This is a genomic window from Streptomyces sp. A2-16, from assembly GCF_018128905.1.
Lineage (GTDB): Bacteria > Actinomycetota > Actinomycetes > Streptomycetales > Streptomycetaceae > Streptomyces.
The window spans coordinates 257683-279818 of sequence record NZ_CP063808.1 but is presented as its reverse complement, the minus strand read 5'-3'; the positions used below and the strand labels follow the sequence as shown (position 1 = coordinate 279818).

General features: G+C 71.3%; 27 protein-coding genes. 9 read left to right on the top strand and 18 right to left on the bottom strand.

From position 1 onward, the window contains the following. Window positions 1-582: 582 nt before the first annotated feature. From IOD14_RS01375 to IOD14_RS01345, 7 genes are all read left to right on the top strand, one after another. Window positions 583-1305 carry a response regulator transcription factor gene (locus IOD14_RS01375; RefSeq protein WP_123990611.1) on the top strand — a complete coding sequence of 241 codons (723 nt, stop codon included), beginning with the start codon at window positions 583-585 and terminating at the stop codon, window positions 1303-1305. Then, complete coding sequence (locus tag IOD14_RS01370) at window positions 1302-2651, top strand: HAMP domain-containing sensor histidine kinase (protein WP_212669459.1); 1350 nt, start codon at window positions 1302-1304, stop codon at window positions 2649-2651. Before IOD14_RS01375 ends, IOD14_RS01370 begins: the two co-directional genes overlap by 4 nt. A 128-nt stretch (window positions 2652-2779) precedes the next feature. Further along, window positions 2780-3226 (top strand): hypothetical protein, encoded by a 447-nt coding sequence (locus IOD14_RS01365; protein ID WP_212669458.1) that lies wholly within the window; start codon window positions 2780-2782, stop codon window positions 3224-3226. Beyond that, window positions 3223-4203: an FAD:protein FMN transferase gene (locus IOD14_RS01360; RefSeq protein WP_212669457.1), complete on the top strand. Its 981-nt coding sequence runs from the start codon at window positions 3223-3225 to the stop codon at window positions 4201-4203. The genes IOD14_RS01365 and IOD14_RS01360 overlap by 4 nt, the downstream gene beginning before the upstream one ends. Continuing rightward, the gene (locus IOD14_RS01355) at window positions 4200-4886 is read left to right on the top strand and encodes a ferric reductase-like transmembrane domain-containing protein (RefSeq protein ID WP_123990607.1); all 687 of its coding nucleotides are present in this window, start codon (window positions 4200-4202) and stop codon (window positions 4884-4886) included. The genes IOD14_RS01360 and IOD14_RS01355 overlap by 4 nt, the downstream gene beginning before the upstream one ends. Continuing rightward, complete coding sequence (locus IOD14_RS01350; protein WP_212669456.1) at window positions 4883-6214, top strand: NADH-ubiquinone oxidoreductase-F iron-sulfur binding region domain-containing protein; 1332 nt, start codon at window positions 4883-4885, stop codon at window positions 6212-6214. Before IOD14_RS01355 ends, IOD14_RS01350 begins: the two co-directional genes overlap by 4 nt. Then, complete coding sequence (locus IOD14_RS01345; RefSeq protein WP_123990605.1) at window positions 6211-6423, top strand: ferredoxin; 213 nt, start codon at window positions 6211-6213, stop codon at window positions 6421-6423. Before IOD14_RS01350 ends, IOD14_RS01345 begins: the two co-directional genes overlap by 4 nt. A gap of 358 nt (window positions 6424-6781) precedes the next feature. Here IOD14_RS01345 and IOD14_RS01340 read toward each other — a convergent pair whose 3' ends face one another. From IOD14_RS01340 to IOD14_RS01280, 14 genes are all read right to left on the bottom strand, one after another. Next, on the bottom strand, window positions 6782-7138 hold the full coding sequence (locus IOD14_RS01340; protein WP_212669455.1) for a PRC-barrel domain-containing protein: 357 nt from the start codon (window positions 7136-7138) through the stop codon (window positions 6782-6784). Between the two features lie 9 nt (window positions 7139-7147). After that, a complete protein-coding gene (locus IOD14_RS44100; protein WP_249125797.1) occupies window positions 7148-7288 on the bottom strand; it encodes a hypothetical protein in 141 nt (46 codons plus the stop codon). Window positions 7289-7354: 66 nt separating this feature from the next. Further along, window positions 7355-7540 carry a hypothetical protein gene (locus tag IOD14_RS44095; protein WP_249125796.1) on the bottom strand — a complete coding sequence of 62 codons (186 nt, stop codon included), beginning with the start codon at window positions 7538-7540 and terminating at the stop codon, window positions 7355-7357. An 82-nt stretch (window positions 7541-7622) separates the two neighbouring features. Further along, a complete protein-coding gene (locus IOD14_RS01330) occupies window positions 7623-7898 on the bottom strand; it encodes a hypothetical protein (RefSeq protein ID WP_123990603.1) in 276 nt (91 codons plus the stop codon). Window positions 7899-8521: 623 nt separating this feature from the next. Next, window positions 8522-9238: a GAF and ANTAR domain-containing protein gene (locus tag IOD14_RS01325; RefSeq protein WP_212669454.1), complete on the bottom strand. Its 717-nt coding sequence runs from the start codon at window positions 9236-9238 to the stop codon at window positions 8522-8524. A 78-nt stretch (window positions 9239-9316) separates the two neighbouring features. Continuing rightward, entirely contained in the window at window positions 9317-10099 is a 783-nt protein-coding gene (locus IOD14_RS01320; protein WP_212669453.1) for a GAF and ANTAR domain-containing protein, read from the bottom strand. Further along, window positions 10096-10761: a hypothetical protein gene (locus tag IOD14_RS44090; RefSeq protein WP_249125795.1), complete on the bottom strand. Its 666-nt coding sequence runs from the start codon at window positions 10759-10761 to the stop codon at window positions 10096-10098. The genes IOD14_RS01320 and IOD14_RS44090 overlap by 4 nt, the downstream gene beginning before the upstream one ends. Beyond that, the gene (locus tag IOD14_RS01310; protein WP_123990599.1) at window positions 10758-11186 is read right to left on the bottom strand and encodes an anti-sigma factor antagonist; all 429 of its coding nucleotides are present in this window, start codon (window positions 11184-11186) and stop codon (window positions 10758-10760) included. Before IOD14_RS01310 ends, IOD14_RS44090 begins: the two co-directional genes overlap by 4 nt. 416 nt (window positions 11187-11602) lie before the next feature. Continuing rightward, window positions 11603-11773: a hypothetical protein gene (locus IOD14_RS01305; protein ID WP_212669452.1), complete on the bottom strand. Its 171-nt coding sequence runs from the start codon at window positions 11771-11773 to the stop codon at window positions 11603-11605. Window positions 11774-11930: 157 nt separating this feature from the next. Then, window positions 11931-12524, bottom strand: a complete 594-nt coding sequence (gene amaP, locus IOD14_RS01300) for an alkaline shock response membrane anchor protein AmaP (RefSeq protein ID WP_212673174.1) — start codon at window positions 12522-12524, stop codon at window positions 11931-11933. A 10-nt stretch (window positions 12525-12534) separates the two neighbouring features. Beyond that, window positions 12535-13224 (bottom strand): DUF6286 domain-containing protein, encoded by a 690-nt coding sequence (locus IOD14_RS01295; protein ID WP_212669451.1) that lies wholly within the window; start codon window positions 13222-13224, stop codon window positions 12535-12537. After that, on the bottom strand, window positions 13221-13667 hold the full coding sequence (locus IOD14_RS01290; protein ID WP_212669450.1) for an Asp23/Gls24 family envelope stress response protein: 447 nt from the start codon (window positions 13665-13667) through the stop codon (window positions 13221-13223). The genes IOD14_RS01295 and IOD14_RS01290 overlap by 4 nt, the downstream gene beginning before the upstream one ends. After that, window positions 13664-13891, bottom strand: a complete 228-nt coding sequence (locus IOD14_RS01285; RefSeq protein ID WP_123990596.1) for a hypothetical protein — start codon at window positions 13889-13891, stop codon at window positions 13664-13666. Before IOD14_RS01285 ends, IOD14_RS01290 begins: the two co-directional genes overlap by 4 nt. Window positions 13892-13927: 36 nt before the next feature. Beyond that, complete coding sequence (locus IOD14_RS01280; RefSeq protein WP_123990595.1) at window positions 13928-14359, bottom strand: Asp23/Gls24 family envelope stress response protein; 432 nt, start codon at window positions 14357-14359, stop codon at window positions 13928-13930. A 198-nt stretch (window positions 14360-14557) separates the two neighbouring features. Between IOD14_RS01280 and IOD14_RS01275 the strand changes: the two genes are divergently transcribed. Next, window positions 14558-15322: a hypothetical protein gene (locus IOD14_RS01275; RefSeq protein WP_123990594.1), complete on the top strand. Its 765-nt coding sequence runs from the start codon at window positions 14558-14560 to the stop codon at window positions 15320-15322. 390 nt (window positions 15323-15712) lie between these two features. Then, window positions 15713-16756, top strand: a complete 1044-nt coding sequence (locus IOD14_RS01270; RefSeq protein WP_212669449.1) for an acyl-CoA desaturase — start codon at window positions 15713-15715, stop codon at window positions 16754-16756. A gap of 187 nt (window positions 16757-16943) precedes the next feature. On the opposite strand, the gene IOD14_RS01265 is transcribed toward IOD14_RS01270, so the two are convergent. The 4 genes from IOD14_RS01265 to IOD14_RS01250 all read right to left on the bottom strand — a co-directional run bounded on the left by IOD14_RS01265 (window position 16944) and on the right by IOD14_RS01250 (window position 21916). Further along, on the bottom strand, window positions 16944-18011 hold the full coding sequence (locus tag IOD14_RS01265; RefSeq protein WP_123990592.1) for an HTTM domain-containing protein: 1068 nt from the start codon (window positions 18009-18011) through the stop codon (window positions 16944-16946). Then, window positions 18001-18594 (bottom strand): DUF5819 family protein, encoded by a 594-nt coding sequence (locus IOD14_RS01260; protein ID WP_349252423.1) that lies wholly within the window; start codon window positions 18592-18594, stop codon window positions 18001-18003. The genes IOD14_RS01265 and IOD14_RS01260 overlap by 11 nt, the downstream gene beginning before the upstream one ends. A 197-nt stretch (window positions 18595-18791) precedes the next feature. After that, entirely contained in the window at window positions 18792-19973 is a 1182-nt protein-coding gene (locus IOD14_RS01255) for an ice-binding family protein (protein ID WP_249125793.1), read from the bottom strand. A gap of 1571 nt (window positions 19974-21544) precedes the next feature. Beyond that, complete coding sequence (locus IOD14_RS01250) at window positions 21545-21916, bottom strand: STAS domain-containing protein (protein ID WP_123990589.1); 372 nt, start codon at window positions 21914-21916, stop codon at window positions 21545-21547. Window positions 21917-22136: the final 220 nt, after the last annotated feature.

Below are 22136 nucleotides of genomic sequence, written 5' to 3'. Positions count from 1 at the left end.
ACTCGCGAAACGCTCCCCGAGCCGAACATGCGAGCCGACCAAGCCGGGCACGGATCCCGTCCACTCCGGCGCTCGGGCCGCCGCGCTCCCGAACCGTGCCCACGGCGTGCCCGTAAGAGCGGGCAGCCACGGTCGACAGCGGTGCGAACCAGCTCTCGCGAGGCGGCCGCCAAGCCGCATCAGCGCAGGTCAACGATCACATGACCTTCCAAGCGCCGTCGCTTCCCGAGCTGAGAGTGCGAGTTCGATCCTCGTCACCCGCTCCATGACAAAGGCCCAGGTCAGCGACCCGGGCCTTTTTGCTGTCGTCGTCGATTACTCGCCTCGTGCCAGATTCGTGCCAGACCGTTGATCGTCGAGGCCGGCGGTCTCCGGTTCCGGCACGGCAGCAGCTTCCTGTACTTCCTGGCGGGCCTTGCGCACGGTCGCATCGAGCAGTGAATTCGAGTCACGCAGTCTCCACTGCCACCCTCCACGGAGCACCGAGGGACACACGGCCCCTTGCGGCGCGGCGCGGCCCGAGACACAGACTGGATGACGAGAGGCACAGCCGTTCTCACAGTCCGGAAGCGGGTTCAGCACATGGACGGGCAGATCGCGGGTTCGACCGAGGAAACGCGGGTGCTGGTCGTGGAGGACGACCGCAGCATCGCAGAGTCCCTGGTCCGTGGCCTGCGGCAGGCGGGATACACGGTCGAGGGGGTTCGTACCGGCCGGGCCGCCCTGAGCGCCGCGGTCCCCGATGTCGTGCTGCTCGATCTGGGCCTGCCCGACATCGACGGGGTCAAGGTGTGCCGGATGCTGCGCGCGCGGTCGGATGCCGCGATCATCGCGGTGACCGCGCGCGGTGAGGAAGCGGACCGGGTGGTGGCCCTGGACGAGGGCGCTGACGACTACCTCGTCAAACCGTTCGGGCTGGCCGAGTTGCTGGCGCGGGTCCGGGCCGTACTGCGCCGCAGACGCCCCGCCGGTCCGGAGATCCTGCGGCACGGGCCGCTGGGGCTCGACCTGCGCACCCGACAGGTCTCGGTGGACGGTCGGCCGATCGCGTTGACGCCGAAGGAGTTCGGGATCCTGGAGTGTCTGGCCGCCGACCCGGGCAGGGTGGTGAGCCGGCAGCAGATCCTGGAGCGGGCCTGGGACGCCCACTGGTACGGCCCCACCAAGGTCCTGGACGTGCACATCGCGGCACTGCGCCGCAAGCTCGGCGTGCCGGGACTGATCGAGACGGTCTACGGGCACGGCTTCCGGCTCGGTACGGTCGAAGGGCTCGATACGGCCGAAGGGGTGCGGGAGCAGCCGTGACCCGCCGGATCGCCTGGACGCTGCTCGCCCTGACCTCGGTGCTGCTGGTACTGGCAGTGGTACCTCTGGCCGTGGTGATGACGGCACGCGAGCGGGTCGCCTTCCGCGACGATCAGCGGGCGGCCACCCGCGTGATCGCCGCGACGGCCGAGGAGCACCTCTCCGACCACAAGCCGCCGACCGGCATGCGCCGGGAACTGGAGACCGCGGCGCGGGCCGGGGACTGCGCCGCCGTGTACGACGCCTCCGCGCGACTGGTGGCGAGTACGCCCTGTACCGCCGCCCGGGGCGAGGAGGCGGAGGAACTGGTGGAGGACGTGCTGGCCGGGCACGAGCCGGAGCCGCCGGAGGACGAGGGCCGACTACTGGCCGCGGAACCGGCCGGTGAGGTCCGCCAGCCCGCCGGCGCCGTCGTCCTGGCCCGCTCCGCGGACCCGCTCGACACCCGGATCGCCGCGACGTGGGGATGGTCCGCCGCGATCGGCACCGGGGGGCTCGCCGCGTCCGTGCTGCTGTCCGTCCGCCTGGCCCGCTGGGTGAGCAGGCCACTGTCGGCGCTGGACGTCAGCGCCCGGAGGCTGGGCGAAGGTGCCCTGGACGAGCGGGCCGACGTCGGCGGCGGTCCACCGGAAGTACGCCGTCTGGCCGCGACGTTCAACACCATGGCGGCCCGTACGGAGGCTCTGGTGCACGGTCACCGGGCCGTGATCGCCGACGTGTCCCATCAGCTGCGCACCCCGCTGGCCGCGCTGCGGCTACGGCTCGACGTCCTGCGTACCGATGCCGAGGGCGACACCGCGGCAGAACTGGATGCGGCTCAGGAAGAGATCGCACGGCTGTCACGGCTGGTCGACGGGCTGCTCGCGGTGGCCCGCGCCGAGCAGGCGACACCCCGGCCGGCCGCGGTCCGGATCCGTGAGGTGATCGGGGAACGGGTGGCCGCGTGGTCACCGGTGGCCGAGGAGCGCGGCGTGCGTCTGAGCGCTTCGGAGGGGCCCGCTCCGACCGCCGCGCTGGGCAGCGGCCACTTGGAGCAGATCCTCGACAATCTGATCGCCAACGCCCTGGACGCCGTTCCCGACGAAGGGAACGTGACAGTCGGCTGCCGGCCCGTGCGGGATTCGGCCCGGGTGTGGGTGAGGGACGACGGCCCCGGGATGCCCGCCGCGGCCAAGGCGGTCGCCTTCCGCCGGTTCGGCAATCCCGAAGCCAGAGGCACGGGTCTGGGGCTGGCCATCGTCCACCGGCTGGTCACCGTCAACGGGGGCAGAGCGCGGTTGGAGGACACGCCGGGCGGCGGGCTGACCGTCGTCATGGACCTGCCTCTGTGGGCGGGAGAACCCTGAGATCTTCCCTGGTTCTGAGATCTTTACCGGTTCTGAAGAAGACGTGAGCAGGTTCCCGGGTGCCGTGAGCACAGCCTGGAGGTGCACGCGGCCGATTCCGGGCCGCCGATCCATCAGGAGCCGCTGCCATGTCCCCCTCGCTCGACGATTTCGACCAGTCCCCGGCCGAGCCGGCACTCGCACGTGACCGCGGACTGCGGCGGAGTCGCCGTCTCACCCGCTGGATCTCCGTCGCCGCCGTGACCTGTGCGGCGGCCCTGGGCAGCCTCTACACCCATCTGCTCCCCGGGAGTTCGGTCTCGTCCGCACCGTCGAGCCCGCCCCTCCAGAGCCCTCCGGCGTCCTCCACCGCCGCCCCGAACACCGGCGCCGACGAGCAGCGTGGCTCCTCGGCCCGGCACGAGAACGACGACGGTGACGACCAGGACGAGCACGAGGACGAGCACGAGGACGAGCACGAGGACGAGGACGGCGACGCAGGGGCGGCCCGCACATCGCAGCAGGCACCGCGGCCCCCGGCGCAGCCACCCGCTCCCACCCGGCAGCAGCCCCACACCACGACGGGGGCGTCATGACCACTCACGTTCCCGCACCCTGCCCCGCCGAGGCCGTGTTCCCGGCGCTCGGCACCACGGCCGTGCTGCTCGTGACCGACCCGGACGCCCTGCCGGCCGCGGAGGCCGTCCTGCGCTCCGAGCTTGCCGACGTCGACCTCACGTGCAGCCGTTTCCGGCCGGACTCCGAACTCACCCGCGTCAACCTGAACGCGGGAAACCCGACAAAGGTCGGCGAACGCTTCGCCGAGGCCCTCCAGGCCGCTCTCCGTGCCGCCCGCCTCACCGCCGGAGCCGTCGACCCGACCGTAGGACGCGCCATGACCGCCCTCGGCTACGACCGCACCTTCGCCTCCCTTCGGCCCGAGGACTCCCGCCCCCTGCCACCTGCGCTCCCCGCCCCCGGATGGCGGCGGATCGACTTCGACCCGCACTCCCGGCGGCTGCGCCTGCCCCCGCACACCCGCCTCGACCTGGGCGCGACCGCGAAGGCCCTCACCGCCGACCGCGCCGCCCTCCGCGCCGCCACGGCCACCGGCTGCGGTGTCCTGGTCAGCCTCGGCGGCGACCTGGCGGTGGCCGGCCCCGCACCGGACGGGGGCTGGCGCATCGCCCTCGCCGACGACCACACCCGGCCCACCACCGGCGAGGGCCCCGCCGTCGCGGTGACCGGCGGGGCCCTCGCGACCTCCGGCATCCGGGTACGCACCTGGCACCGCGCCGGACGCATCCTGCATCACATCGTCGACCCGGCCACCGGCGAGCCCGCCGCCCCCGTCTGGCGCACCGTGACCGTCGCGGCCGCCACCTGCGTGGACGCCAACACCGCCAGTACGGCGGCGATCGTGCTGGGCGACCGGGCGGTCGACTGGCTGCGCGGCACCGCCCTGCCCGCCCGGCTGGTCGCCCCGGACGGCCGCGTCGTACGTCTCGGCGGCTGGCCACCCGACTCCTCCCCCGCCACCATCCCCGGAGCCGCCCCTGGAGATCCGCGATGACGACCCTGGCCCTGACCGGAAGCCCCCTGTGGTACGCCAGCCGCGCGGGCGGAACCATCGCCCTGCTGTTGCTCACCGCCACCGTGGTGCTCGGCATCAGCTCCGGCGGACGAGCCCGGCCGAGCCGGATCGCCCGCTTCGAGCTCGGCGTGCTGCACCGCAACCTGTCCCTGCTCACCCTGGTGTTCCTCGTCCTGCACGTGGTGACGGCGGTACTCGATCCGTTCGTCCACCTGGGGTGGGCGGTGTCCGTGGTGCCGTTCGGAGCCTCGTATCGACCACTGTGGCTCGGACTGGGCACGGCCGCGCTGGATCTGCTGCTGGCCGTCGCGGTCACCAGCGGGCTGCGCCGACGCCTGGGCGTGCGCCGCTGGAAGGCCGTGCACTGGCTGGCGTACGCGGCCTGGCCGCTCGCCCTCTTCCACGGGGTGGGCACCGGCACCGACACCCGGCTCCCCCTCCAGTTGTGGCTGTACGCGGGGTGCGTCGGCGCGGTGGTCGCGGCCGTGTGGTGGCGGCTGGTGAAGGCTGCCCCGGGGCGGGTCGCCGGGCGCCTGACGGCCGCCCTCGCCGCTGCCGCCGTACCTGTGGTGCTCACGGCGTTCCTCGCCACCGGGCCGCTGCGGCCCGGCTGGTCCCAACGCGCCGCCTCGACAGTGATCCTTCTCGGGGGTGGACGATGACGTCGTCGGCCGCGGCACGACTCGCGCCCCACCACCACGCCCCCGGACCAGAAGATCCGGCCGCCGCCCGGCTGCTGGCAGGGTGGTACGCCACAGGCCGGCCGGCCGCACTGACCGATCACCTGAGGCACTACGGGCCACCCCCCACCGGCGACCGCACCCCCCTGCAACTGGTGGAGGCCGTGGCAGCGGCCGGGCTCACCGGGCGCGGCGGCGCCGGGTTCCCCACCGCTCGCAAGCTGGACGCGATCGCCGCACGGCATGGCCGCCGCGTCGTCGTCGTCAACGCCATGGAGAGCGAACCGGCCAGCCGCAAGGACCAGTTCCTCATCGCCGTCGCGCCCCACCTCGTCCTCGACGGCGCCGAACTGGCCGCCGTGGCAGTCGGCGCGGACACCGTGCACGTGTGCCTGCCCCGCGACCGCGCTGCCCAGTACCGGCAGTTCGGCGCCGCCGTGGACGAGCGCCGACGCGCCCGCCCGAACCGGGTACGACTGCGTCTGCACGCCCTTCCGCACTCCTACGTCTCCAGCGAGTCGACCTCTCTGGTGCGCTGGCTCAACGGCGGCCCGGCCCGGCCCCAGGGTGGCACGCCACGCACGCACGAGCGGGGAGTCGGCCGACGCCCCACGCTGGTCCAGAACGCCGAGACCCTCGCTCATCTGGCCCTGGTCGCCCGCTACGGACCGGCCTGGTTCCGGCAGGCCGGCACGCCGGACGAGCCCGGCACCCTGCTCGTCACCGTCTCCGGAGCCGTCCGCGCCCCCGCCGTGCTGGAGGTGGCGCTGGGCACTCCGCTCGCCACGGTCCTCGACCAGGCCGACGGCGCCACGCAGCCGCTGCGGGCGGTCCTGCTCGGCGGGTTCGCCGGCACCTGGCTCCCCGCCGCGCATCTGCGCACTCCGCTCACCCGGCACGATCTGGCCCCGTTGGGCGCCACACCCGGCGCCGGCGTACTCGTCGCGCTGCCCGAGTCGTCCTGCGGCCTGGCCGAGACGGCCCGCGTCCTCACCTACCTGGCCGCGCACAGTGCCCGCCAGTGCGGCCCCTGCCGTCTCGGGCTGCCCGCCGTGGCCGAGGACTTCACCGCCCTGGCCACCGGACGGGCGGACTCTGCCCTGCTGTCCCGTCTGCGCCACCGTGTCGGCCTGCTGCCGGACCGGGGCGCCTGCCGCCATCCCGACGGCGCCGCCCGCCTCGCGGCCTCCGCACTGCACGCGTTCGCCGACGATGTCGACCACCACCTCGCCCACGGCACCTGCCCAGCCGCCCATCAGCCGCCCCGGCTCCCCGTGCCACCCGCCACCGCCACGGAGACCTGGCGATGAGCCGCACCCGCACCCTGCGCATCGACCGCATCGCCTGCACGGGACAGGGCCTGTGTGCCGAACTCCTCCCCGAGCTGATCGGCCTGGACGAATGGGGATACCCCGTCGTCAGCGACAAGACCGTCCCGGACCGACTGCGTGCCCACGCCCGCCGGGCCGTCGCCGCCTGCCCGCTCCTCGCCCTGCACACGGACGACGACCGGACCTGACCGGCGGGCGTCGGCACCGGCGCACGGCCCGGCCGACGGGGGGCCGTTCGTCCCCAGCCGCGAGTGCCGGCCGGGAACCGAAGCGAAGGTCGCCGCCGTCCTCGGCCTCGACGACGTGGCTGAGTTCCTCATACCTGCGGGCCGACACACCTTGCCGGTCTTCAACCGCCCTGCCGCTGCCATGCCCAGCACCTCCGGACGACTCACTCCGGAAGGGGGGCAGGAAGCGACGAGGCGGGTCGCGCACCACAACCGCACCACTGCACCTCGCCGCACCGGCCCGCCAGCTGACCGGCGGCAGCGTCGGAGGCTCACCGTCTGCCCGGGTGGACGCGGCAGTTGTCGGGTTCGTGCCTCGTCAGCGGCGCGCCAGTTGCCGCTCGCCGGCCGCACCGGCCTGGTAGGGCAGTCCGTAGTGCTTGAAGATCGCTTCCTCCTGATCGGCGGGAAGGACGTCGTCGGTGCCGATCGAAGGGGACTGCTTCACCAACGTTCCGACATAGCCGACCTTGACGTAGTCGGGCCCGGCGATCGCGTCCTGGAGAGGGACGAAAACGAGGCGGTGCCGGGTGGGCAGTCCGATCCGTACCGTGGCCATGGCCGGTTCGTCGGTGGTGGTGTCCACGTAGACCGCCTCCAGGACACCGATCTTGTGCGACTCGTTGTCGACGACGTCGCGGTTGCGCCATTCCCGGACGTCGGCTGCGTGAATCATGGCCTCTCCCTACCTGGACCGCTCGTCGGCCGGGGATGAGCCGCGCCGTCGGTCTTCCGCGTAGAACTTGCGCATCGCCCGCTGCAGCGCCCGCTGCGTCCGCTCCGGGAGCGGCTTGCCCTCCCAGGCGGCGACCATGGACGTGGCCACCTCGGCAAGTTTGGTGTGGCACTGCCGCGAGATGTCGACCAGGAGGTCCCTGGCCGTTCCGCGGCCTCAGGGGGTCAGGACCATCATCATGCCGCGGGCCTGGTCGATGACGGCACGTCCGGCCAGCGCCCGCCGCAGCTGAGCGTTCTCGTCGCGCAGTGCGCCGAGATCGTCTCCAGCGGCCGCGTTCCCCCACGTGGCCTCGGCCCGCAGCTTCCAGAAGTCCTCATGTAACAGGGTCGTGCGATGCATGACATGCACCTCTCAAGGAGTTCGACGTGTCCGGCCCGGCTGAAGCCGTCCGGAACACATGACTGCCAGGTCGCTCCACGAGTCACCGGTGTTCGTGGTCCCGGCGGTCCTGGCGCCTCCAGCGCGCCCGGTTCTGGCGGCTGTAGCGGCGGTCCCAGCGGTCCTGACGATTGCGACGATCCCGGTAGTCCCGGTAGTCCCCGAGATCGGAACCGCCGCTGTAGCTCTGGCCTCCGCCACGATCGCGGCCGTGGTGGGCCGCGCCGTAGACCAGCAGCGCTGCGGCCACCCACCAGATCGGGTGCAGGAAGCCGAGGCCGAACAGGGCGGCGATGAGGATGAGGAGCGGGACGAACACGGTAGGCCTCCCCGGGAGTTGGACAGTGCGTCGATACCGGGGACTGGGGCCTCACATCAGAGCGTAGTCCTGCACAACGGTTGTGGATACCGTGCGAGGTCAGCGCGTCCGCCCGGCGTGGATGGCTGCTTGACACCTGTCGGGGAACCGCTGTGAGGGGTAGCGTGCGGCATGCCGCCCCTGCCCCCGGCAGCGTCGATCACCTCTCGCGCTCCTTCCGAGGGCGCACCCTGCGCATCGGTGCCGGGACCCGCCGCGTCACGAGCGAGTCCGTTCCCGCACACGCTCGGCGTCACGCGATCCCGGCGCCCCCGATGCGCCTCAAGCGGGCAACGATCTGCTGCCCGCCGCGTCGCACGCATCCCAGACCTGGCGGCACGCATGTACGCCTTGATCGTTCCGGCTTCGACTCCCTTTGTCCTGCTCGCCGTTGTGATGGCACTGTCCTGGTGGGAGGACCGCATCCTGCCGACGTCGCCGACCGAGCCGGCCGAACCACCCGCCGAGGCTCCGTTCATCCCGGCGGCCCCTGCCCAGCTCCCACAACTCCTCGGTGTCGAGAGCACGTTGACGAATGCCACTCCGGATCATGACCGGCTTCCATGAGCCGTCGGCCAGGGTCGTCAGGCCATGAGTCCGGGGAGGGGTTCGGACTCGTCGATGAAGGCGCGGGCCACGTCGGACAGTCGCCGGTTGTGCGCGCGGGCGTAACCGCGCAGGGCGGTGAAGGCCCGTTCCATGTCGATGCCCTGGCGTTCGGCGAGTTTGCCCTTGGCCTGTTCGATCAGTACGCGACTGTTCAGCGCGGTCTGCAGCTGTTCGTTGAGCACGGTGCTGCGCTGGGCGGACCGTTGCTGCAGGAGGCTGATCGTGGCGACGTCGGCCAGGGCCTGCGCGATGAGTGTGGCGGGCGGGTCGAAGGGGCCGGGGGCGGCACGGAAGAGGTTCAGGGCGCCGACGGTCTCGTCCCGCAGACGCATGGGCAGGGCCTGGACGGCACCGAACCCGCTGCGGTGGGCCGCCGTGACGAAGCGCGGCCAGCGGTCGACCTCGCGGGTCAGGTCGGGGACGATCACCGGTGCGCCGGTACTGAAGCACTCCAGGCAGGGGCCCTGGTCGTTCTGGAGCTGGAAGAGCTCCAGCAGACGCACCTGTTCGTCGGAGGCGGCCATCACGCGCAGTTTGCCGTCCCGGTCGGCGAGCAGCACCCCGGCGGCGCTCGCGTCGAGCATGCTCACGCAGCGGTCGGTCAGCAGGCGCAGGAAATCGATGAGGTCGAAGTCGGCGACCAGGTTGTCCGCCAGCTCGACGAAGGTCTTGGCCAAGAGCTGCTGATTCATCGTGATGTCCTCGATGTGAGACTGGTCCCGCCGGGAAGGGCGGGAGGCGCAGCGCGTTCGTCGGCCTGAGCCGATGGGTCAGTTGCCGTTGTCGGTCCGTTCCGGTTCGCTGTCCGGGGAGAACCGGAGCCGGTGGGCCACCACGTCGGCGGCCACGTCGGCGAGCCGGCGCCCTTGCATGTAGGCGTGGGCGCGGAGCCGGACGAAGGCTTCGTCGATACCGACCCCGAGCTGGACGGTGAGGATGCCGGTGGCCTGGTCGATCTCCGCCCGGTACCCGCCCAGATCCTCGAAGCCGTGGTCCGGTGACGACGCACCGGCCCGCGCACCCGACGCGCCGGCCCGCGCGCCCGTCTCATCGATCCGCGCGTCGAGCAGGAGCAGCGTCGCGAGATCGGCGAAGGCCAGCGCGTCGGCCAGCTCCTCCGGGTCCAGCACGGTCGGCACGTCGGCGTACAGGTCCAGGACTCCCGGGCTGATCGCCCCGATCTGCAGGGGGAGCGCGAAGACCGCCCGTGCCCCGGCTTCCAGGGCCGCGTCGGCGAACACGGGCCAGCGGTCCTGCAGCGCGCCGGTCAGCAGATCGGGGGACAGGACGGCCGAGCCGTGGGTGAAGGCGTCCAGGCAGGGGCCCTCGCCCAGGGTGAGCTGGAGCTCCTCCAACTGCTCGCTGATGTCGTCGCTGCCGCACAGCGGATGGCTCGCGGTGTTCCCGGACATCGCCGACACCCCGGCTCCGCCGACCGGCAATGCGGCCACGGCGGCGGTGCACACGTCCACCACACCGACCGGGGCGCCGCGTCGGGCCGCCTGCTCGGCGACCAGCACCTGGATCCGGGACGACCGGCTGTCGTTCCTCATCCGGGCCACCGCGTCCAGGCATCGTGGGCCAGGCCGTCAAGCCGCGCCGTGGTTCGTTCCCCGAGGGGGAACACCAGCGCATGCAACGCTGTCGGGCCCGCGGGCCGCCACACCTCTCCCAGGTCCAGCCATCCCCAGGAGCGGAGCGACGCGAGGGTCTGGAGATCGCCCGGATCCACCAAGGTGGCTCCGAGGGACGCCTGATGGCCGCTCAGCAGCCGTTCCTGCAGACGGCGCGCCACCTCCCGGTCCCGCGGGCGCGGCCGGACCAGGATGCCGGTGATCGCGAAGACGCCACCGGACAGGGTGAGTTGCTCGATGCTCCGCGGCAGTGCTCCGTCGAACCCGCGCCACCAGAAGCCGTCACCGGCCACCGGGAACCCGAAGGCGCACCCCACCAGGTGGTCCGTCTCCGCGATCACCATGGCGAACCCCGGCCGTCGGATGTCGCCGGCGAGACGGTTCAGGAAGTCCTGGCGACTGCGGGTGCGGTACGCCTCGGCGGCGGACGTCTGTCGGGAGTCGACGTACAGATCCGCCAGCTCCCCGCTCAGGTCCTGCGCCAGCCAGCGGTTCACGCGGCGCAACCGCACCGCGTCCGAGGTGGACGGCTCGCCCGCATGCGGCTCGCGCGGCCGGCCCTGCCCGGCCTGGGCCGTCACCGCACACCGCCGGTGAGGACAGGCACCGGCGGAGCACTCCGGTGCGGCAGGGCGGGAGCGGCCGGGGCAGGGACGTACCCGAGAGCCGGTGGCAGATGCCCGAGCGGACGGCCCGGAAGCGGGAACCCCGAGCCGGTGAGGTCGAGGATCCGCCCCGGTGCGTGTGGCGGGTTGTGCGGTCGTACGATCCCGTCGGCTTCCTCGGCCTGCTGCGATGTGCAGAGGAAGGCGTTGAGGCCGCTGCGGTCGCGGAAGGCCACAGGGGTGGGGCCGCCGGCATCGACGACGCGGATGCCGTCGCTCGGGCATCGCGCCGGTGCTGCGCACACCTGCGGTGCCGATTCAAGGTCGATCGCACCGGCCAGGGTGATCAGTGCCCGTTTCCGTCGGTCATGACGGTGGACGGTGAGCCGTGGGAGGGGCATGACGCCTCGTTCCGAAGACCGTCCGGCAGCGAGACGGGGACGGCCGGAGTCCCGGCTCCTCCTGGCGCGCAGTCGGCAGGGACGTATGTGCGGTGGAGGCGGAACGACGGACGGCCGGAGGGCCTGCGCAACAGGACATGGGGTCCGCCCGGTTCTCTCCAGGGATGCGTCGGGTGACGGACGGAAGGTCCGCTCCACGCAGCCATCTGTGTCGTCGAACGACAAGCCGCCGGGGTCTGGGACGCTTGTACAACATGGTAGTCCGGCGCAGTGCGACAAAGGGCCCGAAGACTCCTCGTCTCAGGATGCGGACGATGTCGAGGTGGGCCGGCGCGTCCAAGTCCGTTGCTCTGCACGGCACTTGGCCCCAATGACACTCAGCGACACAGCCGTCCCCGCGCAGGCGGGGACGCCGCTCAGTGGGCCGGGCGCCGGGTGGAACGCCAGATGGAGCGGGTCGCCAGGTAGAGCAGATCGACGATCAGCAGCAGGACGCCGATGGACATCAGATAGAGCACGTCGTCGAGTGCCGCGCCTATGGCGACCAGGGCGATTCCGGCGATGAGCAGCGTCAGGAACAGGAACATGACGGGATGCCTCCTGTAAAGGAGCCGTACGGGATCCGCGAGGTCTCTCGGCCGGGAAGCGGTACGCGACGGCCCGGCGCGCAAGGCCGCGACAGGAATCACGGGCGCCTCGGGGCGCCTCACGCCGATACTCCCACGAGGCGTGGCCCTGGGGGTCCTAGGTGGCGCGTCTGGCGCGGTGGCGGGCTTCCCGGAGCCGGACCTTCGAGGGCAGGTGGTCCAGGCCGGTCGAGTCCCGCGCGTGCGCGAGGGTTTCCCGGCTCAGTCGTCCGACAGCCCGCGCCGGATCGGCGTGCGGCTCCAGCAGCAGCCGCACACGTGCGGTCGGAGCGGTGCGGCGGCCCGTCAGCCGGACATGCGCCCGCGAGACCCCGTCCAGGGCCTGTGCCTCTTCCTCGATGACCGTCTCCAGCGCGCGGCCGTCGAGGCGGGCCGGCACGCCGTCCTCGCTGTCGACGAGGACACGGTCCAGGCGGTGCCTGCGTTGCGCGAGGAGCCACCACAGCAGCAGGGCCAGCAGCACGACGAGCACCGCGATCACGGTCGGCCACCACCAGCCCTCGTCCCGCCACCGGGTGCGTCCCCAGGTGCCCAGCAGCACATCGTCCGGCCCCCGGAAGGGCCACCAGCCCGGCATGTCGAAATCCCAGTGGCGCTGCAGGTCCAGTGCGCCCAGCAGCACGCCGCCGCCCAGGGCGAACAGTCCGAGGCCGAGCAGCCCGAGCAGTATCCGGTTCACCGTCCTGAGCACGAGGATCACCTCAGCCCTTCTTGGGGCGCCGGACGCGCACGGCCAGTGCGGGTCGCCGGGCCAGGCCCAAGGACGTCACGGCTTCGCCCAGCTCGGTGTCCAGGTCCCCGCGGACCTCGTCGAGATCGCGGAAATGCGCCTGGGCCCGGGCTTTGACCTTGCGGCGGCCGACATCGATCCGTGCCGACCGGACACCGGGCACCTGCATGGCCCGGTCGCGCAGAACCAGGGCGGCCGCGCGGCGGTCGAGCCCGGTGCGGACGTCCTCCGCCCCGGGGTGACCGGTCGGCCGCCGCATGGGCAGCAGCCGACGCAGCCCCGGCGTCACCGCCAGCACGAAGAGCCACAGGCCGAGGGCCATCGCGACCGCGGCCCCGACGATCATCCAGACGTCGTCCAGCGGCCGGGTGGCCAGTTCCTCGGCGAGCCGCCGCCGCCAGCGCATCGCATCCCGGCCCGCCCGCACCGCGACCACGTCGTACAGGAGAAAGCCGACGGCCACGGCGGACAGCAGGGCTGCCACGGCCGCGGGAATCCGCCGCGACGACCAGAAGCGGCGTGTCGACCGGCCCGTTCCGTCGATCACCTCGGTAGCGCCCTCGGCCGCCCCTGGGGTGCCGTCGGCGGACGGAGCCGCCTGTCCCGGACCGGAGGAGAGGTCGCTGCCACCGGTCGGCTGTTGCGAGGTGTTCGCGCTCATCTCACCCGCTCCCGATCCGTGTGCCGCGAATGCGCCGAGTGCAGTTGCCCGACCGATACCGCGAGGTAGGACACCTCCACGCCGGCCCACGCCCTGACCCGCTCGGTGACCTCCCGGCGCACCGCGGCGCACTGCGCCCCGATGTCGGAGGGATAGCCGAGATCGACGGTGATGTGCATCCGTGCCTCGCCGAGTGCCGCCTGCCGTCCGGAGGCGGAATCGGCGTCCCGTCCCGCGCCGGTCCGTTCCCGCGCCCGCCGTACGGTTGTGCTCACGTGCGGCGTACGGCGGCCGGGCGGTACGTGGGCGACCGGCTCGGCGAACCTGCTCAGCGCCTCGCGCGCCACCCGGGCCGCAATCTTCGCGACGACCCGCTCGGTGACGGCGGTCGCCCCGCGCTCCCCGCGAGGGACGCCCGGACGCCGGTCGGCTTCCCCGCTCACCGCCGCCAGTCTCCTCGAGACTGTCGCCGGTCGTCGCTCATCCGATCCTCCTGGTCCCGGCGGCGGACGAAGTCGCCCGGTTCGAGATCACCGTCCAGGAACCGCCCGACGACGAGACCGACGAGGCCCAGCACCAACACCAGCAGGAAAGCCCAGAAGTCACCGAAATACGCGGCGAAACCCAGCGCCATTCCGGCCATCAAGCCCACCACGGCCCTGCTCATTTCGCGCTCCCTCACTCACGCCGGCTGCCACCCCGGCTACTGGATCCGCTGCCGCTCCTCCCCTTCGTCCTCCTCGTCGGGCAGCTTCACGTCGCTGACCGTGATGTTGACTTCCACGACTTCCCGGCCCGCCATCCGCTCCACCGCGGAGATCACGTCCTCCCGCACCGCAGCGGCCACGTCCGGGATCGCGACGCCGTATTCGACGACGAGCTCCAGATCGATGGCGGCCTGCAGCTCGCCGACCTCGACGCTGACCCCGCGCGCGGCGGACTTGCCGCTGCCGGCGCCGGGCATCCGCTCCCGCATGGATCCCATCGAGCGGGCGAATCCGCTGCCCAGGGCATGGACGCCGGGTACGTCCCGTGCCGCCATTCCGGCGATCTTCTCCACCACCACATCGGCGATGGTCGTGCGGCCGCGAGAACCGGGCGCCGTGCCGAGCCTGCCGCTGGTGTTCTCAGTCATCGGGATGTTCCTCCCTCGTGAGGCACAGAGCACTGACTACTAGGATCATAGTCTTTTTAGTACCTTTTGCCTGGCTGCACGGCGTGAGACGAGATGGTCCGACGAGTGGTCCGAGGCCCCAGCCCCGAGCTCTCGCGGACACTCGGGCAGAGCGCCGCGTGACAGGAACCGCGGCTGCGGAAGAGGGGTGAGAGGCCAGTGACCGAGGCGTGGACGCAGGCAGCGCGAAGCCGGCCCGGCCTGGGCCGACTGCTCCCGCTCGGCGGGCCCCGCGACGGGACGTGGATCACCGAGCAAGCGGCCGTCCAGGTTCTCGGGCGCACCGCCGCCGAGGTCCCCGGTGTCCGGCTGGAGTCCCTGCGCATCGGGTCGGCGCCGCTCCAACCCGTGTCCGAGCCGGCCGTCCGTCCGCCGGCCGGCGCGCTGCCGCCCGGCCCGCTCACCATCGAGGCCGCCTTCACCGCGTCCCTCGTGCGGCCGCTGCCGGAGACCGCCGACGAGTTGAGGACCACACTGCTGGGCGCTGCCGCTGAACGGCTCGGGCTGGACACGGTGACGGCTGACATGCGCGTGACGGATGTCGGTGAGGCCCCGGAGGCAGGCGCGACGTCCGGGACCGCGGCGACGGACATGCGGCCCACGCCGGAAGCCGAAGCCGCGCGGAACTCGCTTCCGGTGACCGGAACAGGGCCCGTGCGGGGCCTCGCCGGGGAGTTGGCGGCCGTCGCCGCGGGTGTGCCGGGCGTCGCCCGCCTCACGGCCGTACTGGGCAGCCGTCCGGTCAGGGTGGAGGACCACGATGATCCACCCGGCCGGCACATCGAGGTTCACCTCGCGATCGGCCCCGGACACCATCCGCTGAAAGTCGCCCGCGCCGTCCGGGAGGCGGTGGCCGAGGCGGCCGGCACCGACACCCCGGGCCCGGCCACCGTCGCCGTGCTCATCACGGAGACCGCGGCCTGACCCTCGCCCAGCGCCGTGCCTACTGCCCACGCCCAGCGCCGTGCCGACTGCCCTCGCCCAGCGCCGTGCTGACTGCCCATCACCGTGCCGAGTGCCCCCTCGGCGATCAGTGGTGCCCTCCTTCCCCAGCCGTCCCCGGTCCTTCCCCGACGTGCGCGGACCGCCGCACCGGCCCTGATCTGCCGCAGTGTGAGACCCGCCTGGCAGGGAACTCGCCTGTGGACAGAGAACCTGCGCTGCCGCCGACAGACGAGACAGACCTCGTTCTTGCTCCGCGGTCGCGCTTTGTGCATCCGCAACGGCGGAAGCACGTACCTGCCGTGGCCCGGTCTCAGCAACTCCCGAGGCGGCGCCTGCCCATCTGCCTCCTTCGGAGAGAGCTTGAGCGACATGACCACCAACACCACGGTCCGCCCCCCGCCCTCGGAGACGTCCGGCAGTGACTTCGCCCGACTGTCGAGAAAGATCGCCGATGCCGGCCTGATGGAGCGCCGTCCCGGCTATTACGCAGTGCGGATCACCGTAGTGGCCGCGCTCTACGTCGGTGGGTGGGCCGCCGTCGCGCTCGTCGGCGACAGCTGGTGGACCCTGGCCGCCGCCGGCTTCCTGGCCGTCGTCTTCGGCCAGGTCGCCCTGCTCGCCCATGACGCGGCCCACCGCCAGGTGTTCCGCCGGCGCCGGGCCAGCGAGGCATCCGGCCGGATCGCCGGCACCGGCGTCGGGATGAGCTACGGATGGTGGCAGGACAAGCACACCCGCCACCACGCCAACCCCAACCACGAGGAGCTCGACCCCGACCTCGACCCCGACCTGCTGGTCTGGTCCCAGGACCAGGCCCGGGCCGCCAAGGGGCTCCCCCGTCTGATCGGCCGCTGGCAGGCATTCCTGTTCTTCCCGCTCCTCACCCTGGAGGGCTTCAACCTGCACGTGTCGAGCGTGAAGGCGCTGGGCAATCGCTCGCTCAAGCACCGGGCGCTCGACGGCGCCCTGCTGTTCGGGCACTTCGCGCTCTATCTGACCTTCCTGCTCTGGCTGCTGCCGCCCGGCATGGCGATCGCCTTCGTCGCCGTCCACCAGAGCCTGTTCGGCGTCTACCTCGGCTCCCTCTTCGCGCCCAATCACAAGGGCATGCCGATCCTGACGGGCGAGGACCGACCGGACTTCCTCCGCCGCCAGGTACTCACCTCACGCAACGTGCGCGGCGGCCGGTTCACCGACCTCGCACTGGGTGGGCTGAACCACCAGATCGAGCACCACCTGTTCCCGAGCATGCCCAGCCCCAACCTGCGCAAGGCCCGGACCATCGTCCGCCGCTACTGCGAGGAACTGGGCGTGGACTACGTCGAGACCGGGCTGATCGCCTCCTACCGGCTGGCTCTCATCAGCCTCCACCAGGCGGGAGCACCGCTCAGGCACCCCGGTGTCCCCGCCTAGGGAGGCGCTGCCGCAGCCGTCCCCCGCACCGACCTCGTTTCACCCGCGTGCCCCGTCCGTCCGCTCGGCGAGCAGGTGCCATCACTTCCCCGGTTGGAGAGCGCGAGTTCGATTGTCATCAGCCGCGGTTCTTGAAGCCCCAGGCCAGCACTCGGGCATGTGCGGCACACACTCGGCCACAATGCCTTCAGTTGCTCGACGGTACGGACTGCGACGGCACGAGTGGCGGCCCTCCGACCGACGGAGCCCCAGTGCTCCAAGCGCCTGGCCGCCCGCTGGTGCGCCGCCACAGACGGCCCAGTGACCGGTAGAAGCGGTCCGGCAGGAACACGGCATCCGCGATGATCATCGCGCCGGAGAAGAGGGGCAGCCCCATGATGACGGCGATGCCCAGGTGCATGCCCAACAACATGGTCAGGACCGGGTACTTGAGCCGTCCGAACAGGACGAACGGGAACGCGACCTGCAGGAGCACCGTCAGGTAGCAGGCGATGCTGATCATTACGTCGTGCTCGTCCACCATGAGCGAGAGCTCGGGCCAGGGGCGGAACAGGTCAAGGTTCAGGACGTAGTGGAGGGCGGTGCCGTTGCCCCACGAGTTGCCCTGCACCTTGTAGAGACCGGCGGATCCGTAGAGGAAGCAGACCTGGGCCGCGATGACGAACATGCCGCAGTTGTGGAGTACCGCCGTCAACGTCTCGCGAAATCGCCAGAGTTCCTCTGCGCCCAGGGCCATCGGTGTGCGCGGCGTTGTGCCCGCGGAGGCCCGAAGGCAGGTTCTGCGCGCATCCAGCGACCAGCGCCTGCCGCATGCGGTGAAGACGAGGTACAGGGCCATGAGGAGGATCAGGTTGTCTCCCCCGTCGGTCATGAAGATCGCTCTGGCGTGGAACGAGGCCACCACGACAGCGAACAGCACGGACACCGCTCTGGTCCGCCAGCCCAGCATGAACAGCGCGGACGTGACGAGGGCCAACGCGTAGCAGACCTCGAAGTACGCCCGGCTGTCGGACAGGGTGAGGATGCTGGCCCACCCCGTCTGGTCGAACAGCTGCCTCGCCAGCTCGGGCGTCCACGGCGACCCGGGGCCCCAGATCTCGTCGCGGTGCGGAAACTCACGCAACAGGAAGACGAGGTAGAGAAGTCCGTAACCGATACGCAGGACGGCCGCGGCGTAGAGGGAGACCGGCCGCTCGGTCAGGCCGGTGAGAAACGCAACGATCCGGTGTGGTGCGCGTACCTGCTCAGTTTCCATGGGAGGTCACCTTCCACCAGGGCAGATACCGCGTTTCGGCAGACTTCGGTGCGGCGGCGGCCATATCTGGCCCGCCCGCGGCAGGCGCGGCGATGGGCACCGTGATCACCCGCAGCTGGACCGACTCGAAGTCACCGCCCCGACGGCCGGAGATGCGTTCTGCGGCGATGTTGGTCAGGTACTGCTGGATCATCAGCGCCCGCTCCGAGTGAGAGTGATCGTCACCACCGTGGGTTTCCAAGTACGAACTCCAAGCCCGCCGCAGCGTGTTCTGTGCCGTGTGGCTCGGGAACGCGTTGTGCTCCACCGCCGAGTTGTCGACGGCCGTCAGATCGACCCAGCCGCTCACCTGGACAGTGCCGTCCGGGCCGGTGTGCATGGTCCTCGCCGAGATCTCCCGGTTGACCGACTCGGGATCCGGCGCGAAGAGCCGCCAGTTCTGCTCGAACAGCGGGAAGACCCATGCATTGATCTGGCGGCTGTACTGCCGGGAGAGGGGATTCGGTGGGGCCACGTGCAGAAATACGAGGAGAACATGGGCCAGGGCCGTCGCCAGGCAAAGGATCACCACAGCGCTCGTCACCGCTCTCAGGAGAACGGGCGAAGGCTTGGCAGGCGGGTGGTGGTGCGCAGGGGTTCTCCCACCCCGATCTCTCTGTTCCGTCGGCTCAACTCTGGTCCTGGCTTCTCTCATCGCTTCTCCTGAGAATTCGCCAACGGCGCGCGACGGAATCGACAACGATCCGCCGCGCGCCGCTCGTTCTGCTCGCTCACATGGAGTCAGGCAGTCTTCTTGTCGTGGCCTTCGTAGTCGCTGTCATAGCCGCCGGGCTTCCCGCCGTGGCCGCCCGGCTTCCCACCGTGATCGTGGTCCTGGGGCTTCCCGCCGTGGCCGCCGGGCTTCCCACCGTGATCGTGGTCCTGGGGCTTCCCACCGTGGCCGCCGGGCTTCCCACCGTGGCCGCCCGGCTTCCCACCGTGATCGTGGTCTTGGGGCTTCCCGCCGTGGTCATGCTCGTTGCCACCGGTCGCACCGCCGGTGCCACCGCCCGTGACACTGCCCGTGGTGCCGGCGACGAGGCCGCCCAGGGCGCCACCGGTGGTTCCGCCCGTCGTCAGGACGCCGCCGAGAAGACCGCCCAGGCCGCCGCCGGTTCCGCCACCCGTCGGCACGCCGCCGATGATGCCGCCTGTAGTACCGCCCGTCGCGGTGCCGCCCGTCGCGGTGCCGCCCGTCGTGGTGCCGCCCGTCGTGGTGCCGGCGATCACTCCACCCGTGATCACGCCACCGGTGGTCCCACCCGTGCCCCCGGCCGCGCACGGCCCCAGGAAGATCCTGTTGGTGTCCAGCGTCACGGCGCCGTCACCGGTACCGCCCGCATCGGCCAGCAGTCGGCCGTTGATGGTCGCCCCCGTGGTGGCGCTGATCGAGGCGTTGGCCAGGATGGTGCCCACGAACGAGGTGTGGGTACCGAGCGTGGCCGAACTGCCCACCTGCCAGAACACATTGCACGGCGAGGCGCCGTTGACCAAGCTCACCGTGCTGTTCTCGGCCGCCGTCGTCAGAGTCGAACCGATCTGGAACACCCAGACGGCATTGGGGTTGCCCTGGGCGTCCAGGGTGAGTGTGCCGGTGATCTGTGCGCTGCTGTTCGCCCTGTAGAGGCCCGGCGTCAGCACCTGACCGCCGAACTCGTGGGGAGCGTCGTTGTACACCGCGTCCGTCAGCGCCTGTCCGGCAGCCTGGTTGTACGCCGTGGTCAGCTCGACCTTGGCCTGGCCCGCGTGGGCGTCGGCCGCGTGCAGAGTCCCGGGCGGGGTCACAACGCCGGGCGGGAACCCGGTGATGGCTGTACCGGGGCTCACACCGACGTTGAGGCCATCGACCACCGTGAGGCCGGTGTTGGTGACCGTCGCACCGCCCAGCACTCCGTAGGTGGCCAGCGTCGTACCGATGGGCACGGGGGTGGCAATGGCACTTGCGCGCGTCGGCGTCAGAGCGAGGACAACGGCGGCGATCACCACAGCCGCCACCGCCGTGATCCACACCGACATGGTGCGCCGTAGCGGCGCACCAGGAATGTTCAGTGAAATCGAGGAGCCAACTCCTTGGTAAGGATGAAATCTTGGCAGATCCCGGTTGCACAGAATCGCCTGCTTCTGGCGTTGGCATATTACTGAGGAGAATGCCCGCCGATGACTTCATGCGAGCGGGCTCTTCGGAATTGCCGAATCAACCTCGAAATACATAGGGATACTTAATGGACTGGATGGCTCTTAAATCTGAACTGCCGCAAGAGACGGCCCCATACGGCACGATCGGCGGAGCGGGGACCACCGCCACGAGATCACATGTGTCCCATGCGGGCCGTCGACCCTACCGACATCACCCGAGACGAGACGACTTAATGATCTTGGTATCGTGACGAGAATCTGGCCCATTGCCTGGGACTATCCGATGAGTGAGGGTCTGGTCGCCGCCGTCAGCCACGGGCGATTCACGCAGCACGCTCCACCGGCACACCGGGCATCCGGCGCCTGGCAGGCCGCGGGAAGAGCACGACCGAGGCACCGCTCGAGACATTTCCGAGCCGCACTGTCCGCAGTACTATTGACTGTGGGGTGGTTCACTCTCACGTGCAACCCCCTGAAAGGGCGGCTCCGGCGTGTTACGCCGGAGCCGTTGTCACTGCCGTCGGCAATAAAGCCCGGAGAAATCGACGTAGGACCGGTCAAGCACCGTCACTTCCCAAGCTGGGAGCGCGAGTTCGATTCTCGTCACCCGTTCTTATGGAAACCCCGGTCAGCGGTCTGGGGCTTGTTTCGTGCGCGCACCTTGAGGGGGGCGCCCCGATCGCTTCGAAGCGTGGCGCTGACCTGAACCTTCACCTGGATGAGCCGGAGGTGAGCCCTGAGCCCCCGTTCCCGGGCGACGGGCGGGGCACCCACCCTGCGTGTGCTTCGCGACCAGGAGACAGCTGTCAGCGAGGGTGCAGCGGGATCAACCGTTCCAGGGACGGAGAGCCCTGGCCCTGCCAGGCGTTCCGGCCGACTCCGAGCCGGGCCCGTGCCGCACGACCCCGATGTGCGGGCCGTCGTCCACGGGCCCATCGTGCCGACCGGGAGCTGCGGCAAGACCATGCACGGGAACCTGCCGCGCCTCGGACTCGGTTGCCGTACGGCAGGAGTCGGCGGCCCCCTCACGACCCACTCGGGCGCCGAGAATCTGCCCCGACGCCCTCGACCGGAGAGACCGGGGGTGCGACAGCCGACGGATCGCCGCGGCCCGCCGGGCGGTTCAGCCGGTGGGCCGAGCGGTCGTCTCCCCTGCGGCGGCCCGCGCGCGGGCGCACCCCGACCTCGGTACGCGCCCTGCGCCACCTGGCGACCGCGCCTGCCGTACGGCAGGAGTCGGCAGCCCCCTCCCGCCTCACGGCCCACGCGGACGCCGAGAATCTGCCCCGACGACCGCGGTTCAGCCGGTGGGCCCGAGCGGTCGTCCCCCTGCGGCGGCCCGCGGCGGAGCGGGGGCGTCACGGCGCCTCGCCCACCGCGGCGCGGACCCCACTGCGTGGTGACCTGACGACGTGCGGTTCGTGGAGCAGGAAGCCGGAGCCGGTGATCTCGATGACACGGACCATGACCGGCGGCGGATAGTGCAGCTGGAGGACCCTTCGGGCATGGGTGGAGTGCTGGAACGCCGCGAGGAAGACGTTGAGCCCGAAAGCGTCGCAGAAGGTGACCGCCGTGAGGTCGACGTCGACGGTGCGGATGCCGTCGCGCGCGCATGCGTCCAGCGCGGCGCGCACGAGCGGGGCGGTGGCCAGGTCGATCTCTCCCGCGAGGGTGATCAGGGTGCGGTCGGCATGGTCGTGCCGGTAGACATGCAGCTGAGGTAGGGGCATGACTCCTCGTTTCGGGGTGCCCGTCGCGGCGTACCGCCAACACGGGGGGTGTGCTGAGGGGGTGAACGGCGGTGGTGGGTCGGCCGTCCGGGGATGCGCCTCGGGATCGGACGGAGGGTCCGCACCCGGCGGGCATCGTGTCCTGAAGGGGGACCGCCGGGGCCCGGACGGCCGTGTCGGGAGCCCGGTCGGCTCGGAACGGGACAGGACACGCGAAGAC